This is a genomic window from Collinsella tanakaei YIT 12063 (assembly GCF_000225705.1).
Classification (GTDB): domain Bacteria; phylum Actinomycetota; class Coriobacteriia; order Coriobacteriales; family Coriobacteriaceae; genus Collinsella; species Collinsella tanakaei.
The window spans coordinates 464,291-480,787 of sequence record NZ_JH126467.1; the positions used below are offsets into that span (position 1 = coordinate 464,291).

The following is a 16,497-nucleotide window of genomic DNA, read 5'->3' on the forward strand; positions in this document are numbered from 1 at the left end:
CCAATCCCGCCCAGGAGCCCAGCATATGAATCTAGAAGAAGTACGTGAGCATATCGATCGCATCGACGCCCAGCTTATCGAGCTGTTCAACGAGCGACTCGACCTCGCCCCCCACGTTGTCAACGCGAAGCTCGAGATGGGCAAGCCCATTTTCGACCCCGGCCGCGAGCGCGATAAACTCGCCGGTATCGCTCAGGCGGCCCCTCAAGACAGGCAGGCGCAGCTCATCTCGCTCTTCTCGCTTCTAATGAATATGAACAAGATCGAGCAGAACCGCTACCTGGCATCGCTTGATCAAAAGCCCCAATCCAAGCGCGCTATCAACACGCTACTGCCCGCAGACGCCCAGTTCCCCGTCACCGCATCCGTTGCGTGCCAAGGGGTCGAGGGCGCCTATAGCCAGCTCGCCGCCTCCAAGCTCTTCAAGGTACCTTCCATCACGTTTTTCGATACATTCGAGGGCGTGTTCAGGGCGGTACGCGACGGCCTGTGCGACTACGGTGTGCTACCCATTGAGAATTCCACCGCGGGCTCGGTCAACGCCGTCTATGACCTGTTGGCGCAGTACAGGTTCTCCATCGTCCGCTCGCTGCGCCTTAAAATCGACCATAACCTGGTCGCCAAGCCCGGTACGCGTCGTGAAGATATCCGCGAGGTCATCTCTCACGAGCAAGCGCTTGCCCAATGCGCCGATTTCATTGAATCTATGGGCGTCAAAGCGACAACGGCCAGCAATACCGCGCAGGCAGCAGAGTTCGTCGCATCATCTGAGCGCAGCGACATCGCAGCACTTTGCTCCCGCAGTTGCAAAGCCCTTTATAACCTCGAAATCCTGCAAGAAGATGTACAGGATTCCGACAACAACTACACCCGCTTCGTCGTCATCACCAAAGATGCCGTCATCTATCCGGGGGCGGACCGTACCTCGCTTATGCTCACGCTCCCCCATCAGCCCGGATCGCTCTATCGCGTCCTCGAACGCTTCTACGCCCTGGATATCAACCTTGTCAAGCTGGAAAGCCGTCCCATCCCCGGACATGACTTCGATTTCATGTTCTATTTCGATCTCATCTGCCCGGTGGGTTCACAGCCGTTTATGACCTTGCTGGATTCTTTGGACGATGTCTGCGAGCAGTACACGTATTTTGGCAGCTATCAGGAGGTGCTCTAAATGGAAGCTAAGCGTCCGTACGGGGTTCTTGGACGAGTATTGGGTCATAGCTATACCCCCGTCATCTACCACGCTCTCGCCGGTCTCGACTACCGAAAGTTCGAGCGCGAGCCCCAAGACATCGAGAGTTTCCTTAAAGGGGACGAATGGGAGGGCGTCAACGTGACCATCCCATATAAGCGCGACGTCATGTCCTATTTGGACGAGCTCTCAGACGTCGCCGAACGCCTGGGCAACGTCAACACCATCACACGCCTTGCAGACGGCAGGCTCCGTGGCGACAATACCGACTATTACGGCTTCAAAGTGCTGGTTGAAAGCGTGGGCGTACCGCTGGCAGGCAAAGTGGCCTTGGTCTTTGGCGGAGACGGAGGAGCCGGATCCACTTGTATGAAAGTGCTTGAAGATTTAGGCGTCGAAGCCCATGTAGTGAGCCGACAGGGGGAGATTACCTACAGCGATCTTGCCCAATGGAGCCATGCCGCGCTGGTGGTCAACTGCACGCCCGTGGGCATGTTCCCCAATTGCCCCGCAAGCGTCTGCAGCCTTGATGAGCTCACTCAACTTGAGGCTGTGGTCGATATCGTTTACAACCCCGCGCGCACGGGCCTTATGTTGCAAGCTGAAGAACGCGACATCCCATACGTAGGCGGCTTGCTCATGCTGGTAGCCCAAGCGGCTCAAGCAGTAGAGCGCTACACAGGCGAAACCGTATCACGCGACCGCATCGTGGAAGTCACCAATGCCCTGTCGCTCACCGAGCAAAACATCGCCCTCATTGGAATGCCCGGATCCGGAAAGACGCGCGTTGGCGAGAGCTTGGCGCAAATCACAGGTCGAGAGCATATCGACCTCGACCACGCTTTTGAGCAGATGGTCGGCGCTCCCTGCGCAGAATTTATCCTTGAACGCGGCGAAAATTCGTTCCGCGAGCAAGAGACCAAGGTCCTCGCCGATGTTGCCGCTCGCAGCGGGCTTGTCATCTCTTGCGGAGGCGGCGTGGTCACGCGCGAGGAAAACTACAGCCTCCTTCACCAAAACAGTCGCATCGTCATGCTCAATAGGAATATCGACGAGCTGGCCCATAAGGGCAGACCCATCACCGCGCGCGACGGCGTCGACAAGCTCGCGCAGCAGCGCATGCCGCTGTACCGTGCCTGGGCGGATATGGTGGTCGATTCCCTTGATTGCGCTGAAGCGACGGCGCGCGAGGTCGCCCGCCGTCTCGGCGAGCCCCAGGCACTCTAAACGCCTACACGATTGGACAGCATCCTATGAATGTACTCGTCATCAACGGACCCAACATCAACATGCTCGGCATTCGCGAGCCCGGCATCTACGGCACGCAGAATTACGAAGCACTTGTCGCCATCTGCGAGGAAGCGGCAAGCGCATGCGGTTTTACGCGTGTGGAGTGCTTCCAATCAAATCATGAAGGCGAGATCGTCGATAAGATCCAGCAGGCATACGGCTCTTTTGACGGCATCGTCATCAATCCGGCTGCCTATACGCATACCAGCGTCGCCATCCTCGATGCCCTCAAGGCCGTGGCCCTTCCTGCAGTAGAGATCCATATCTCCGCCGTGGAAGATCGCGAGGATTTTCGCCAGATATCCTACGCCGGCATGGCTTGCTTCGAGCGTGTCACCGGAGAGGGTCTTGAGGGATACGCCCACGCGATTCGCATCCTCGCCCATCATCTCTCAAGCGAGGCCTAGCTCGAAAACCCTGCGATTTGCCTATAATTGCAAAATGCCCCGCGCGACCAGAAAAAGTCGTACGGGGCATTTTCCTACAAAGATTCAAGCATCGCGCGCGCATGGGCGAGGGATTCAGGCGAGCTATCGCCTGATAGCATACGGGCAATCTCAGCCACGCGCTCATCCCCCTCAACGGGAACAAGCGATGTTTCGGGAATACCGCTGCCCGTATCCGCCTTTCGTACAACGTAATGTGCATCCGCAACAACGGCCACCTGCGCCAAATGCGTGACAACGATAACCTGGTGCGTCTTGGCTAAATCTGCAAGGACCGTCGCGAGAGAACGGGCGGTTGCACCGCCAACGCCCGCATCGACCTCGTCAAACACAAGCGTGCCCGCATGGTCTGCAGAACCCATTACCACTTTAGCCGAAAGCAACACGCGCGACAGCTCGCCACCGGAAGCGATGCGCTTAAGGGGACGAGGGGTGAGCCCCGACCCGCTTCTATATAGAAGCTCGCAAATAGAAGATCCGGAGTCGGTCCAACGCTCACGAGGCAGCTCGCGCTCGTCCCACAGCACTTCGGCTCCGCCCATCTCAAGGCGCGCCATCTGCCTTACGACCTCGCGACAAAACCGCGGTCCGGCAACCGAACGCGCCTTCATCAATGCACGAGCCGCTTGGACAAGATCGCTCTCAGCCGCATCAAGCTCTAGCCGGGCACGCTTTACTCGCTCTTCAGCATCGTCAACCAGGCTCAGCAGCTCTTTTGAAGACTCAAGACGAGCAAAGACATCGTCCATAGTGGGACCGTACTGTCGCAACAGCCCTTTAAGCTGGGCAAAGCGGTCTTGCTGGCGTGCAAGCTCCTCAGGATCAAAGTCAAAGCTATCGCGATATCGACGAAGGTCCGCAGCGGCATCCTCAATAAGAATCGACGCTTCGGCTAAACTATCTGCAAACTCGGAAAGTTTCTTATCAACGCCCGCCATTCGTTGCAGCTCTGCGATGGCGCCATTGAGCGAGTCGAGCGCGGCGTTCTCTTCAGACAGCAGCGACTGGGCATCATTGGCAGCGCTGGCAAGCGCCTCGGCGTGCTCAGCTCGGGGAAGCGACTCCTCTAGCTCCTCATATTCTCCAAAGCAGGGGTTGACCTCGGAAATACGCTCGACAGTGAAGCGTGCCTCGTCTAGCAACGCACCCTTTGAACGGGAAGCTTCGGTAACGCGGGCAAGCTCGGCGGCAGCGGCTCGCGCCACGTGGAGCTTCGCACGGTAATCGTCCAATATGGGGGCAATAGTATCTGCTGCCCATAAGTCGACCATGCGAACATGGTTGGCAGAATCGAGCAAGCTTTGATGTTCATGCTGGCCGCATAGGTCGATCATGGAGCCAACGCGCGTCGCGAGCTCGCGAACGCTCGAGATGGAACCATCGATTTTGACGCGGCTACGACCATCGGCAGATACGCTACGGACAACACCGAAACCCTCGGGATCATCTGCGCCCTTGAAAAAACGCCCTTCCACTACAAGGCCCGCCTCGCCCTCGCGCACGCTCGACGCATCTGCGCGTTCTCCCATAAGAAGCTTCAAAGCGGAGAGCAGCGCGGTCTTGCCGGCACCGGTCTCGCCGGTCAAAACGGTAAGACCGCTGCAAGGGACAAGGCTCGCCTCTCGAATAAGGGCGAGGTTCTCTACGCGAATCTCATCAATCATGACGCCTCACTCCGTAAAACACGCGGGAAACGGAAGCGTAGAAGCTCTCTGGACCGTAATCGAGCAGCAGCGTATCAAACGGAGCACGTGACACCTCGACGCGCTCGATTTCGCCCTCGGGCGCCAGAAATTGACCATCGACCGCGATAGCGGGAATGCTGGGACGATTTTTGGATATCGATACCTCTACCACGTCAGAAGGAGACGTCATGAACGCGCGCGCCTGGATGGTATGGGGCGCGATGGGAACGCAGATTAAACCGGGGAAGTCAGGGTTTACAATGGGGCCGCCGGCAGAAAGCGCGTATCCCGTAGAACCGGTAGCAGTAGAAACAACCACGCCGTCGCCACGAAGCCTGTCAATATGATGTCCCGATACGGTCATATCAAACTCCACCATATCAGAAAGCGGACCGCGGGCAAGCGCCATATCGTTAAGGCCGAAGTGCTCCAAAACCGCCTCCGAACCATCCTCAAGAATGGAATACACGCGGGCCCGCAACATAGCGCGGCGGCTTACGTGCATCTCGCCCGCAAGCGCGTCCGTAACCACGGATAGGATATCGACATCCTCCGGACTCGCGGCGGTGAGAAAGCCCAGATGACCGTAGGATAAACCCAGGATGGGGATCTGCCGATCCCCAACGATGCGAACGGCGCGCAACAAGGTTCCGTCGCCACCAAGCGAGATGACAAGAACGCTGCCCTCGATATCTGCGGGCACGTTCAGGCTCGATCGCTGGTCAGCCGCCCATGCTACATCATAGCCCTGGCGGTTCAGCCATAACTCAAGGGTAAGCCCGCTTTGAACGGCTTCCGTCTTGTAATAGTTGGGGACAAGAAAGACCTTCATAGTTCCACCGTCTTTCTAACGAGCATGTCAACTTGGTTGGCAAGGTCCAAATCATCGGCGCGGGTAAAAAGGCTGCGATCGCCAAGCAGGAAAAACTCCTTGTTACCCTTAGCGCCAGTTATGGGAGAAGCGCACACATCAACAGGATACAAACCAGAATCTGCAAAAAGGCGGATAGCCCATGCGAGAACATCTTGATGAACAGAAGGGTCCCTTACGATACCACCCTCGCCCACCAAATGGGAAGGTGCTTCAAACTGCGGCTTTACCAAGGTAAGAAAACGCCCGCAAGGCGTAAGAACAGACAGCACTGAAGGAAGAACGGTCGCGATGCTGGTGAAGGAGACATCGCAAACGGCCAAGTCGCAGCAAGATTCATACCCCATCGACGGTAAATCAACCATATTGGTGCGCTCCAGAAGCACAACGCGTTCATCCTGGCGCAAGGACCAGTCGAATTGGGCCCGACCCACGTCGACGGAGATCACATGAGCGGCACCGCGCTTGAGAAGGCAATCGGTAAATCCACCCGTCGAGCAACCAACATCGACGCAAGAAAGCCCGCTGGGATCAACGTTGAAATGATCGAGCGCACCGGCGAGTTTAAGGCCGCCGCGCCCAACATAGGGAATACGCCCCTTAACATGAAGCTCGATTCCCGGCTGCACCTTAAGACCGGGCGAGGTCAGGCGTTCACCGCCGGAAGAGACTAGACCTGCCATCAATGTGCGCAGGGCATCCGCGCGATTATCGCAGATGCCCTGAGAAATCAGCTCGTCATCAAGACGGACACGTTTCATATCGCTGCCAATCTACGCTTTGGCGGACGAGGATTGACTACCCTCGCCGGTAACACCTTTCGCTTGGCCGTCTTCAGCGCTCGCTGCGGTGCTGACGGGTTGGTCCGAATCGAGAAGATCGGCTTCGCGCGGAGAGAGGTCGAACTGGTCCACCATATCGACGGCGCGACTGCCGAGCTTGATAGCCTCGTCGAATAAATCGAGGCTGCGCTCAAGAGAGGTGTCTTTAGAGCGAACCGCGGCAACGATCTCATCGAGGCGATCGGTGATGTCATCGAACGTCTTGATGGTGGTATCGGCCATGGCTACTCGCCATCCACGTAATCGGAATCGAGGACTGCGTCAATCGACTCCTCGACATCGGCATCGGATTCCGTCTCGACGTCGGACTCCGTATGGGCTTCGATATCGAATACCCCCTCAGATGAATCGACCTGCGCCTCGTCCTCGGACTCAACCTGACCCTCGCCCTGCTCGACCGGAGGCTCGGGAAGCGTCTCCATGCGGGAGATGCGTCCCAACACACCGTTGACAAACCGAGAAGACTCATCTGTGCCATAAGCCTTAGCTATCTCGACGGCCTCATTGATGATGACCGCATCATCGATGGCGGCGTCACCGGTAAGGAATCGCATCTCGTATACAGCAAGACGAAGCAGGTTGCGATCAGTGCCGGGCATACGATAGAGGCTCCAGTTCATGGAAACGCTCTTGAGCGCATAGTCGATACGATCGATATTGTCGTGGCAGCCACGAGCCAACTCGACGGCATAGGCGTCAAGCGGGCCCTTGGAAATCAGATAATCGCCGGCGAGAACGGTATCGACCGAAAGATCGAGCGCCTCCGCCTGGAACAGAATCTGCAGGGCCTGGCTACGGGCGAGGGTGCGTCCGCGTTCAACCTTTAAGCTCACGCGCTACTCCTTGGGAAATACGAGGCCGTCGATGCAAACGTCCACAGACTCGACTTCGACGCCGACCTGTGCATCGATAGCCTTGGCGGTAGCCTCGCGAATAGACTCGGCGAGCTTCTTGAAGGGATAGCCGAAGAACACGGTGACGTGAACGGTAATCGCGAGCTTCTCATCCACTACCGAGCACTCGACAGCGGGACCCGCGGGAACGTTCTTGGAGCTCAGCATGGAAACGAGGTTGGTGGCGATATCGCGCACGCCAACGGTTGCGATACCCTCGACCTCCTCGACAGCGCGAGAAACGATGGCGGATAGGACCTCGGGTGCGATGCCTATACCGGCAATCTTGATCTCTTCGGTCATGGTCTTCTCCCCTACTACGAAAATGCGGACTGTAACGGTTTGGGGCTAAGCGCGGGAAACGAACTCGCCGGTGCGGGTATCGATCTTGATGCTCTCGCCCTCGTTGAGGTACATAGGGACCTGAACAACGGCACCGGTATCGATGGTCGCGGGCTTGTAGGCGCCCTGGACGGTATCGCCCTTAGCGCCCGGAACGGTCTCGGTGACCTCGGCGATGATGAACATCGGCGGGTTCACGCCCATGAGCTCCTCCTCGGCGTAGAGCAGCTGGCAGGTATCGTTCTCGCGAAGCCACTTGGAGTTGTCGCCCACAAAGTCGGCAGGAACGGAAACCTGCTCGTAGGTCTCGTTGTCCATGAAGATGTAGTCGGCGCCGTCGTTGTAGAGATACTGCATCTCCTTGGTGAACAGCTGGACGCTCTCGAACTTGGAGCCGGCGTTGCAAGTCTGCTCGACTACGCGACCGGTCTTGATGTCCTTGGTCTTGTAGCGGACAAAAGCGCCGCCCTTGCCGGGCTTGACGTGCTGGAACTCGACGAGAGTGCAGACCTTGTCCTTAATGCGCAGGCCGATGCCGTTCTTGAAGTCGGCGGTGGAGATGGTTGCCATTGAAAACCTTTCCTCATGCGACGTCAAATAGACGCCACCCAAACATACATATACAGATAGTTAATTATACTCTTTCGACCCATAACGCTATGAGCGCTACAGAAAACCTACTTAGCAGTCGATGACTACCAGATCGTGGCTGGACTTGGTGAAGGGCTCGAAGCCATCCTTGGTCACGATACCGTAGTCCTCTAGGCGCACGCCGCCAACGCCGGGAAGGTAGACACCGGGCTCAACGGTGACCACAGAGCCTTCCTCGAGCACGTTGCTGGTGCGACCAAGGTTGGGTAGCTCATGAATATCGATGCCCACACCATGCCCCAAGCCGTGGCCATAATAGTCGCCATAGCCCGCATCGCCGATGATCTTCTTCGAGAGCATGTGGATCTCATGGCCATCAGCGCCCGCATGGATGGCCGCCGCGCACTCCTCATGGGTGCGACGGACCAGGGCGTAGAGCTCGAACTGCTTTTCAGACGGCTGGCCGACGCAGACGGTGCGGGTCATATCGCTGCGATAGTCGCGGTACCCCGCGCCACAATCCATAAGGACGAAGTCGCCCTTCTCGACCATGCGGTCGCTTGGGATAGCGTGAGGATTGGCCGTGTTGGGACCAGAGGCCACAATGGATGAGAACGCAAGGGAGTCCGCTCCGTTGTTGAACATGAACGTCTCGAGCTCGGTACGAATCTGCTTCTCGGTAAGGCCGGGACGGATAAACTCGCACATGTGGGCAAAGGCGGCGTCGGTAATCGACTGGGCGTGACGCATCAACTCGATCTCTTCGGCGTCCTTGACCGCGCGCATGCGCTGGATATCGCCATGCATCTGGGGAAGGCTGGCGCAGATAGAGACGTCCTCTAGACCTCGCTGGATACCAAAGTAGAAAGAGATCTGCATGTCGTCCTCGACTGCGACGACAGAGCTTTTTGTTTCGAGGGCGCGATCGGCCACCCAACGAGGCATAGCGATCTGGTCCATATCGAGCTCCCAGGGATTGCCCGCAGGAAGGTTCTCCTCAAAAGAGTTGAAATAACGAGAATCAGTGTGCAGAAAGCAACGGTCGCGCGAGATAAAGGCAACGTGCGGGAACTCGAAGGTGTAATCAAATACGCCCATAGCGCCGGTGAGCCAACGCAGATTGGCCTCATCGCGAACAACCACGGCATCATATCCGCGCTGAGCCATCATCTCGCGAACGCGGGCGATGCGCGCTGCGGGTCCAGAAATCTCTGTAGACATGTAAGTAGTCCTTCCTATGCGTGTGCGTACCGATAACGATAGTAACCCTACCGCGGCAGGCTAGAGTAGTCCTTAGGCGGGCTCGTCCATAAGCTCCGCGCGCGAAGCGAGGTAGGCGCGAGCATGCCGCTCGAGTACATCGTCCTCCACCGTGGCATAGCGAACGGTGCCAACGTGGCGGGGCAACGAGAACATGAAGCGATTCGAACGCTTGAAGCGGGTCTCCTTGAGAGCGGTCAAGAACCTATCGAACTCAAGCTCGAAGGGAAGCTCCTCCACCCCAAGGTCATCGAGCCTGTCATCCAGTGAAAAGACATCGTCGATATCAAAGCCAAACGCATCGACCGCTAGCCTGGCTTCAAAGCGCATGCCCTCGGCGAGGAGGTGATAGGCGGGAATCGAATCTCCGAGGCACGACCGAAGGGCGCGGGCGGTGGTGACGCCGAACTCCAAAGCGTTGCGAGCTGAGGGATTGGCCGCCTTGATTACGGAGGATCGGGCGGTCTGAGCCATGCAGAGAGCATCTACCATGGGAACTTCGGCGTTATCGAGGACGCCCTCGACCAGCTCCTCAAAACGGTCCCACTGACGCCTGCTGTCGATAAAGGCCGAGGCGCAAAGCATCACGTAGCCGTTCATGCGCTCGTCATACGGACACAGGGGCACCAAGTCGAGGTCACAAGCGACCAAAGCGGCACGCGGCTCGACGGATATCATTTGAGACGAGGAACGGGTATCCAGCGGTCGCATGCTTGTAGCACACGAGGTCATCGCATCAAGCGTGGTGGGCACCAGGGCGAACGGGGTCTCCCCGCACCAAGCATGGGCGCAAAAGCTAACCAGCGAGCACACGCCCATGCCGCCAAGGCCAACGATTACGTCGTCGCGCGTGATGTCGCAAGAGTCGAGAGCATCGAATAGCTGGACGGCATAGGCCATTGTCGCCACGTTCTCCCCTGTTGGAAGCGACAGGTCGCTCACCGTGAAACCGGCATCGATCAAGGCGCGCGAGACCTCTAGACCGTAGCTCTCCGCAAGGGAGGATTCTGTAACGATAACGGCACGCTTGGGGGTAGCGACCAGGCATTTAACCATCTTACCAAGCTGCTCGACAACGCCCTCGCCAACGCGGAAGTCGGTACTGCGCGAACCGAAGTTGATAAGTTGACGACGAATCATAGAAGACCACACTCCAAAAGAAGCTCGGCTACGGAATAGGACACATCGGTAAAAGACCTGCCGCGGATATCGACGGTGAAATCGGCCGCCTGCTTATAAAGGGGACGACGGTGCTCGAGAAGCGCTGTCGCATGCTCGGCAGAGCGAAAATCCGGCCTGGTGTCGCTACGGCGGATCTGCCGCAGGGAATCATCGATGTCGCCGTCAAGGTACACGCAATATCCAAGGCGGTGCATGATCTCGATATTGGCGGGAGTCTCTATGACCCCACCGCCGCAGGATACCAAAAGGCTCTTGTCGCGCGAGAGCGATTCGAGCGCTCGAGTTTCCAGCGCGCGGAACTCCTTCTCGCCAAACGTCTCGAAGATCTTGGTGACGCTCATGCGCATCTTGCGCTCGACCATGCGATCCGTATCGACGAACCTACGGTTGAACATACCGCCGAGGTTACGGGCAAGGGTCGACTTGCCGGCGCCCAGAAAACCGATAAAGAAGACGTGGTCGCACCCTCGTTTCTCAACCTTGGTCATCGTAGGCCATCGCCCCCTTCCTCGCATGGAAGGTCGCGAAGCGCACGACGCTCGAAAAAGCGGAACGCGTAGGTGTACCACATATCAACATGCGTCTGCGGTTTCACCAAAATGGAATCAATGCCCGCCAAGCGCGAAGCGAACACATCCGTATAGAGCTGATCGCCCACAAGAAGGGACTCCGAGCGCGTTGCCGAGAGCTTATGCAGCCCCGCCCACAAAGCAAAGGGTGCCGGCTTCATAGCGCACCAGATAACATGGTCTATACCAAGCTCGCGGGCAGAAGCCTCGACCTGGCTGCGGTACCAGTTGTTAGACACAAGACAAACGCGAAAACCAAGTCGGCGCGCCCGGTCAAGCCAATCGCGAGCCTCGGGAGGGGCGCAGGCGGCGTCGCGGGGAACGAGCGTGTTGTCTCGATCCACCAGCAACGCGCGCTTACCGGATCGATAGAGCTCGTCCAAATCGATGCAATCGACCGAGGCCACATATCGCTTAGGGGCGAGGAACGTCATGACGCGGACCCCGAGTACTCCTCACGGTCCTTGAGGAACTGGTCGTAATCGCTGCTGAACTTATGCGTGCCATCCATAGCAGAAGATGCCACATAATACAGGTAATCGGTATCCGCAGGGTCAATCGCGGCCTTAATGGACGAGATGCTGGGCGAGCAGATGGGACCAGGGGTAAGGCCCTTGTTCTTATACACGTTGTAGGGCGAGTCGATCTCGAGGTCGGAGTAGGTAACACCCTGGCTGCCGCCGCCGCGGGCGTAGACGATGGCGGCATCGATCTGCAGGGGCATGTCGGCATCAAGGCGATTGTAGATAACGCTCGCCACAAGGGGGCGCTCGTCTTCCACGGCGGTCTCGCGCTCGATCAAGGAGGCCATGCACATTATCTGCTGGAACGTAAGGCCGTTGTAGGTCGCCGAATAATCGATATCGGCGGTTTCGGCCACAAATTGATTCAGGAGGGCGCGGATAATATCATCGGCAGTGGGGGCGTCTCCCAGCGAGTACGTCTTGGGATAGAGGTATCCCTCTAGCAAGTCGTTGTAGGCGCCCTTGAGGAACGGATAGTCGGCAACGTAATTCGACGCCTTCGCTTGGGCGAGGAACTCGTCCACGGAAATACCGTAGGCGGCCTCGACGTTGGCAGCGGTCTGCTGAACCGTGAGGCCCTCCTGGATGACGAGCTTCACGCCCTCGACATTGGGCCCCTCTACAAGCTGGCGAACAACGTCCTCCGGATCCATACCCGTGTAGAGAACGTAGTCGCCGGGCTTGAGCGACATGGCGGCGTCGAGCTTCTCGACGGCAGCGTAGTACTTCTTGGGATCATCGATGATATGGGCCTCGGACAAGCGACTGGCTATCACATCGCCGGAAGCACCCTCGGGGATGGTCACCTGCACCTCCTGTCCATCAGGAACAGACGAGGTAGAGGGCGAGATGAAGTTGGATACCGTGGGAACCACGAACAGAAGCACGCCGGCAACGGCAGCGACAACGGCAACGATCGCGATAACGACGATAAGCGGCGAGGGTCCGCGTCGGGGCGAGTTATACGGAGATCGCGAGGGGCGAGCCGCGCCTCGACCGGAATCATGTCTAGCGGGGCGAACGGGCTGGGGGCGCACGGCTGACCGACGGGCCTGCGAGGACGAAGCGGAACGCTGGACTCCAGATGCCACGGGGGCCCCGGATTTAAAGCGCTTTCCCGCGGGGCGCGATGAAGGCTGGGCGCCGTTAGCGCCTCGGATGTCGCGTCGGTCGTTAGCCACGAGATTCCTTTCTATCGTGTCCATCAAGCCAAGCCTGAAGGAACAGGGATGCGGCGATCATGTCGACTTTGCCGCGCATCTGCCGCTCGCTGAGACCCTCCTCGCGCAAGATCCTCTTCGCCTCACGCGAGCTTAAACGCTCATCAGCAAATGCTATGGGCAATCCAGTGGCATCGGAGAGCTTTTGAGCAACGCCCTTGATGCGCTCCGCCTGAGGGCCCTCCTCTCCCGCCATGGTTTGAGGGAGCCCGCAGACCAAAAGCTCGGGCTCGTAGTCTTCAAGGAGCATGCGGAAGGGACGAGCGAGGTTGATGACCTCGTCCGCATTCATGACCTTAACGGGCATCGCCACGCGACCGGAGCGGTCGGAAGCGGCGATGCCGATCCTGGTCTCGCCGATATCAAGCGCGAGCACAACCATATTCGTTACGCGGTCGCCATTTCGCGAGCGGCCTCGAGCGCGGCCGGAATACCGGAAGCGTCCTTACCGCCTGCCTGGGCCATCTGCGGACGGCCACCGCCGCCGCCGCCAACCATGGGGGCGATCTTCTTGATGACGTCGCCGGACTTGAAACCCGCCGCGACGGCTTCATCGGTAGCCGCGGCAAGAAGGGCAGGCTGACCCTTAGAGGTCACGGTCGCAATGACGCAAGCAACAGCGGATCCGCCCTTCTGGCGAACGGTATCCCATACGTTTCGTAGGTCGGCAGCCTCAAGGCCCTCGAGCTGAGCGATCACGAGCTTGTAGGAACCGCAATCGACAGCGTTTTCGATAGCGCTGGAGATGGCATCGGAAGAACCGCCGGTGAGCGCGGCCTTCAGCTTCTGCTTCGCCTCGCGAAGCTCGGACTGAAGGTTGGCGATGCGGGCGGGAACCTCTTCGAGGCGGCACTTGAGCGCAGCGGACGCATCGAGAGCGATCTGAGCGCGACCCTCGAGCCACTCAATGGCACCGGTACTGGTCACGGCTTCGATACGGCGGATGTTCGAACCGGTCGAGGACTCGGAAACGATCTTGAACAGGCCGATCTCGGCGGTATTGGAAACGTGGGTGCCTCCACAGAGCTCGCGGGAGAACGGCTGGTCCTCTTCACCCACGGACACAACGCGAACCACGTCACCGTACTTCTCACCAAACAGCGCGACGGCGCCGGAGGCCTTAGCATCCTCGATGCCCATCACGCGGGTGACGACCGGTTTGGCGGCGAAGATCTGAGCGTTGACCAGGCTCTCGATCTGAGATATCTGCTCGGAACTCAGGGCCTCGAAGTGGGTAAAGTCAAAACGCAGGTAATCATGGGCAACCAAGGAGCCAGCCTGGTTGACGTGATCACCCAGGACACTCTTCAAGGCAGCATCGAGCAGATGGGTCGCGGTGTGGTTGCGACGCAGCAGGGAGCGCCACTCAAGATCGTAGCCCGCAAAGACAACATCGCCCTCGGAGAGCGAGCCGTTGAGGGTGCCCTCGTGCACATACAGGCCACCCTTGGAGACGGTGGCGTTTACAAACAGCTGTGCCTTATCGGTGTCGATGAGGCCTCGATCGCCCATCTGGCCGCCCATCTCGGCGTAGAACGGGGTGCGGTCGAGAACAACCTGGACCTTCTCCGCGTTGGAAGCCTGGGAGACGCGCTCGCCATCAACCACGATGGCGAGAACGCGAGCGCCCTCGATGCTCTCGTTGTCATAGCCAACGAACTCGGTAGCGGGAAGCTCGTCAGAGAGCTCGGTCCACACGTCGTTGAAAGAACCCCAGGCATCGCCCTTGGCGGCGGCGCGGGCACGGGCCTTCTGCTCGGCCATCTCGGCATTGAAGCCCTCGATGTCTACGGCATGGCCGGAGCCTTCCGCGATCTCGACGGTGAGGTCGATGGGGAAACCGAACGTGTCATGGAGCATGAACGCGGCCTTGCCGGGAAGCACGTCTCCCTCACTCAGGGCAGCAAGCTGCTCGTCAAGGTAAACGCGACCGTTGTTGAGCGTGGTGGAGAAACGCTCCTCCTCCGCGTTCACAATACCCTTGACCAGGTCGGCGTTCTCGATAAGGTTGGGATATGCCTCTCCCATAACATCGTTGACGGTATCGATGAAGCGACCCAGGAACGCGTCCTCGATACCCAGCAGGCGACCATGGAAGACGGCGCGGCGGAGCAGGCGGCGCAGGACGTAGCCGCGACCCTCGTTACCGGGAAGCACTCCGTCGGAAATCAAGAAGTCGACCGAACGAGCGTGGTCGGCGATGATGCGCAAGGAGCGGGAAGCCCCGGTATAGTCGTTGTCCACGTAGGTCTTGCCAGAGATGTCTTCGCCCAGCTTGATGAGGCTCTGCATAACGTCGCCATCGAAGAAGGAGCTCTTATGCTGCATGATGGCAGCCATGCGCTCCAGGCCCATGCCGGTATCCAGATTGCGATGGGGCAGCTCGGGCATGGAGCCGTCCTCCTGGCGGTCGAACTGGGTAAAGACCAGGTTCCAGAACTCGAGGAAACGGTCGCAATCGCAGCCGGGGGCGCAATCCGGGCGACCGCAGCCAACCTCTTCACCCAAATCGAAATAGATCTCGGAGCACGGGCCGCACGGGCCGGTGGGTCCGGCTGCCCAGAAGTTGTCGTCCTCGCCCAGACGCGTGATGTGGTCGGCGGGAACGCCAAGCTCGCGCCACACGCCATAAGTCTCATCATCATCCGTGAAGACGGTGAAATGCAGGCGCTCCTTGGGAAGCTTAAAGACCTCGGTGATGAGCTCGTAGGCCCATGCGCATGCCTGCTGCTTGGTGACGCCGCCGAAGGCGAAGTTGCCGAGCATCTCGAAGAAGGAAGCATGGCGGCCGTCGGCGCCGATGATGTCGATATCGTTGGTGCGCACGCACTTCTGGCACGAGCAGGCACCGATCTCCTTCATGGTCTTCTTGCCCTGGTAGTACTCCTTAAACTGATTCATGCCAGCATTGGCGAGCAGCAGGGAGGGATCATCGGGGACCAGCGAGGAGCTGGGGTACAGCTTGTTGCCGCGCTCCTCAAAGAAGGAAAGGTACGCCGAGCGGATCTCGGCGGTTGTCATAGTCGGATAATCAGCAGTCATGAGATGCGTCTCCTGTGGTAGTGCAGTATTTCTCAAACTAGATAAGTATACCTATAGTTACGCTGCGCGTCACAAGCCAATCGAGCTGGTCAGAGAATAACAACAAGCGCGCGGGCGGCAACAATACCGTCCGCGCGCTCAACACGTTGCGCACCAAGGCACCAATCATATGGAATATGGAGAAGGTGGACACCAAGCCGCACGAATTGACTACGCTCTGTTTTTGGCCTCCGGTTGGACTTGGGGTTTCTGCTGAAAACAGCCTCCGTTTGCACCCGCCATCTACTTTTTGGGTCCAGTTGGACTTGGAGACGCTAAAAACGCGGTCCAGTTGAACTTGAGCCCGGAGGGTTCCGAAAGGCCGCGAGAAAAAGTGCTGGATAAGGAACTAGCGTATCCGGCCTCCGGTGGCGCCAACTCCAACCGGAGGCCGTTTTTAGCGTTAGAGGTGAACTGGAGCCTGTTTTCAGCAGAGCGCCAAGTCCAACTGGACCGCGTTTTCAGCAGTAGCCCGCATGAAGTCGATGAGGGGTCAATTTTGAGAGGGA

17 protein-coding genes are annotated in these 16,497 nt (G+C 58.5%); 3 read left to right on the forward strand and 14 right to left on the reverse strand.

The window, feature by feature from the left end; all coding sequences use genetic code 11:
• The first annotated feature begins 25 nt into the window (after positions 1 to 25).
• The 3 genes from pheA to aroQ are packed head-to-tail and all read left to right on the forward strand — an operon-like array spanning position 26 to position 2,889.
• A complete protein-coding gene (gene pheA / locus HMPREF9452_RS02350) occupies positions 26 to 1,171 on the forward strand; it encodes a prephenate dehydratase (RefSeq protein ID WP_009140500.1) in 1,146 nt (381 codons plus the stop codon).
• Positions 1,172 to 2,419, forward strand: a complete 1,248-nt coding sequence (locus HMPREF9452_RS02355; RefSeq protein ID WP_009140501.1) for a shikimate kinase — start codon at positions 1,172 to 1,174, stop codon at positions 2,417 to 2,419.
• Positions 2,420 to 2,445: 26 nt separating this feature from the next.
• Positions 2,446 to 2,889: a type II 3-dehydroquinate dehydratase gene (gene aroQ / locus HMPREF9452_RS02360; protein ID WP_009140502.1), complete on the forward strand. Its 444-nt coding sequence runs from the start codon at positions 2,446 to 2,448 to the stop codon at positions 2,887 to 2,889.
• A gap of 74 nt (positions 2,890 to 2,963) precedes the next feature.
• Here the strand turns inward: aroQ and HMPREF9452_RS02365 are convergent, their stop codons facing one another.
• The 14 genes from HMPREF9452_RS02365 to alaS form a co-directional block, all read right to left on the reverse strand.
• On the reverse strand, positions 2,964 to 4,592 hold the full coding sequence (locus tag HMPREF9452_RS02365; RefSeq protein WP_009140503.1) for a DNA repair protein RecN: 1,629 nt from the start codon (positions 4,590 to 4,592) through the stop codon (positions 2,964 to 2,966).
• Positions 4,585 to 5,445 carry an NAD(+)/NADH kinase gene (locus tag HMPREF9452_RS02370; RefSeq protein ID WP_009140504.1) on the reverse strand — a complete coding sequence of 287 codons (861 nt, stop codon included), beginning with the start codon at positions 5,443 to 5,445 and terminating at the stop codon, positions 4,585 to 4,587. The genes HMPREF9452_RS02365 and HMPREF9452_RS02370 overlap by 8 nt, the downstream gene beginning before the upstream one ends.
• Positions 5,442 to 6,245 carry a TlyA family RNA methyltransferase gene (locus HMPREF9452_RS02375; RefSeq protein WP_009140505.1) on the reverse strand — a complete coding sequence of 268 codons (804 nt, stop codon included), beginning with the start codon at positions 6,243 to 6,245 and terminating at the stop codon, positions 5,442 to 5,444. The genes HMPREF9452_RS02370 and HMPREF9452_RS02375 overlap by 4 nt, the downstream gene beginning before the upstream one ends.
• A gap of 12 nt (positions 6,246 to 6,257) precedes the next feature.
• Positions 6,258 to 6,548, reverse strand: a complete 291-nt coding sequence (locus HMPREF9452_RS02380) for an exodeoxyribonuclease VII small subunit (protein ID WP_009140506.1) — start codon at positions 6,546 to 6,548, stop codon at positions 6,258 to 6,260.
• Between the two features lie 2 nt (positions 6,549 to 6,550).
• Entirely contained in the window at positions 6,551 to 7,159 is a 609-nt protein-coding gene (gene nusB / locus HMPREF9452_RS02385; protein WP_009140507.1) for a transcription antitermination factor NusB, read from the reverse strand.
• Positions 7,160 to 7,162: 3 nt separating this feature from the next.
• On the reverse strand, positions 7,163 to 7,522 hold the full coding sequence (locus HMPREF9452_RS02390) for an Asp23/Gls24 family envelope stress response protein (protein ID WP_009140508.1): 360 nt from the start codon (positions 7,520 to 7,522) through the stop codon (positions 7,163 to 7,165).
• Positions 7,523 to 7,567: 45 nt separating this feature from the next.
• On the reverse strand, positions 7,568 to 8,131 hold the full coding sequence (gene efp, locus HMPREF9452_RS02395) for an elongation factor P (protein WP_009140509.1): 564 nt from the start codon (positions 8,129 to 8,131) through the stop codon (positions 7,568 to 7,570).
• 111 nt (positions 8,132 to 8,242) lie between these two features.
• Positions 8,243 to 9,373 carry a M24 family metallopeptidase gene (locus HMPREF9452_RS02400; protein ID WP_009140510.1) on the reverse strand — a complete coding sequence of 377 codons (1,131 nt, stop codon included), beginning with the start codon at positions 9,371 to 9,373 and terminating at the stop codon, positions 8,243 to 8,245.
• 72 nt (positions 9,374 to 9,445) lie between these two features.
• Complete coding sequence (locus HMPREF9452_RS02405) at positions 9,446 to 10,552, reverse strand: iron-containing alcohol dehydrogenase (protein WP_009140511.1); 1,107 nt, start codon at positions 10,550 to 10,552, stop codon at positions 9,446 to 9,448.
• Positions 10,549 to 11,082 carry a shikimate kinase gene (locus HMPREF9452_RS02410; RefSeq protein ID WP_009140512.1) on the reverse strand — a complete coding sequence of 178 codons (534 nt, stop codon included), beginning with the start codon at positions 11,080 to 11,082 and terminating at the stop codon, positions 10,549 to 10,551. Before HMPREF9452_RS02410 ends, HMPREF9452_RS02405 begins: the two co-directional genes overlap by 4 nt.
• Complete coding sequence (locus HMPREF9452_RS02415; RefSeq protein ID WP_009140513.1) at positions 11,079 to 11,597, reverse strand: YqeG family HAD IIIA-type phosphatase; 519 nt, start codon at positions 11,595 to 11,597, stop codon at positions 11,079 to 11,081. Before HMPREF9452_RS02415 ends, HMPREF9452_RS02410 begins: the two co-directional genes overlap by 4 nt.
• Positions 11,594 to 12,868 carry an endolytic transglycosylase MltG gene (gene mltG, locus HMPREF9452_RS02420; protein ID WP_009140514.1) on the reverse strand — a complete coding sequence of 425 codons (1,275 nt, stop codon included), beginning with the start codon at positions 12,866 to 12,868 and terminating at the stop codon, positions 11,594 to 11,596. The genes HMPREF9452_RS02415 and mltG overlap by 4 nt, the downstream gene beginning before the upstream one ends.
• Complete coding sequence (ruvX, locus tag HMPREF9452_RS02425) at positions 12,861 to 13,289, reverse strand: Holliday junction resolvase RuvX (RefSeq protein WP_009140515.1); 429 nt, start codon at positions 13,287 to 13,289, stop codon at positions 12,861 to 12,863. The genes mltG and ruvX overlap by 8 nt, the downstream gene beginning before the upstream one ends.
• Before the next feature lie 5 nt (positions 13,290 to 13,294).
• Positions 13,295 to 15,949, reverse strand: a complete 2,655-nt coding sequence (alaS, locus tag HMPREF9452_RS02430) for an alanine--tRNA ligase (protein ID WP_009140516.1) — start codon at positions 15,947 to 15,949, stop codon at positions 13,295 to 13,297.
• Between the last annotated feature and the right edge of the window lie 548 nt (positions 15,950 to 16,497).

Bases quoted from the DNA above. Each gene is read 5' to 3' on its own strand.
- pheA (WP_009140500.1), top strand. From the start codon at position 26: ATGAATCTAGAAGAAGTACGTGAGCATATCGATCGCATCGACGCCCAG.
- HMPREF9452_RS02355 (WP_009140501.1), top strand. From the start codon at position 1,172: ATGGAAGCTAAGCGTCCGTACGGGGTTCTTGGACGAGTATTGGGTCAT.
- aroQ (WP_009140502.1), top strand. From the start codon at position 2,446: ATGAATGTACTCGTCATCAACGGACCCAACATCAACATGCTCGGCATT.
- HMPREF9452_RS02365 (WP_009140503.1), bottom strand. From the start codon at position 4,592: ATGATTGATGAGATTCGCGTAGAGAACCTCGCCCTTATTCGAGAGGCG.
- HMPREF9452_RS02370 (WP_009140504.1), bottom strand. From the start codon at position 5,445: ATGAAGGTCTTTCTTGTCCCCAACTATTACAAGACGGAAGCCGTTCAA.
- HMPREF9452_RS02375 (WP_009140505.1), bottom strand. From the start codon at position 6,245: ATGAAACGTGTCCGTCTTGATGACGAGCTGATTTCTCAGGGCATCTGC.
- HMPREF9452_RS02380 (WP_009140506.1), bottom strand. From the start codon at position 6,548: ATGGCCGATACCACCATCAAGACGTTCGATGACATCACCGATCGCCTC.
- HMPREF9452_RS02390 (WP_009140508.1), bottom strand. From the start codon at position 7,522: ATGACCGAAGAGATCAAGATTGCCGGTATAGGCATCGCACCCGAGGTC.
- efp (WP_009140509.1), bottom strand. From the start codon at position 8,131: ATGGCAACCATCTCCACCGCCGACTTCAAGAACGGCATCGGCCTGCGC.
- HMPREF9452_RS02400 (WP_009140510.1), bottom strand. From the start codon at position 9,373: ATGTCTACAGAGATTTCTGGACCCGCAGCGCGCATCGCCCGCGTTCGC.
- HMPREF9452_RS02405 (WP_009140511.1), bottom strand. From the start codon at position 10,552: ATGATTCGTCGTCAACTTATCAACTTCGGTTCGCGCAGTACCGACTTC.
- HMPREF9452_RS02410 (WP_009140512.1), bottom strand. From the start codon at position 11,082: ATGACCAAGGTTGAGAAACGAGGGTGCGACCACGTCTTCTTTATCGGT.
- HMPREF9452_RS02415 (WP_009140513.1), bottom strand. From the start codon at position 11,597: ATGACGTTCCTCGCCCCTAAGCGATATGTGGCCTCGGTCGATTGCATC.
- ruvX (WP_009140515.1), bottom strand. From the start codon at position 13,289: ATGGTTGTGCTCGCGCTTGATATCGGCGAGACCAGGATCGGCATCGCC.
- alaS (WP_009140516.1), bottom strand. From the start codon at position 15,949: ATGACTGCTGATTATCCGACTATGACAACCGCCGAGATCCGCTCGGCG.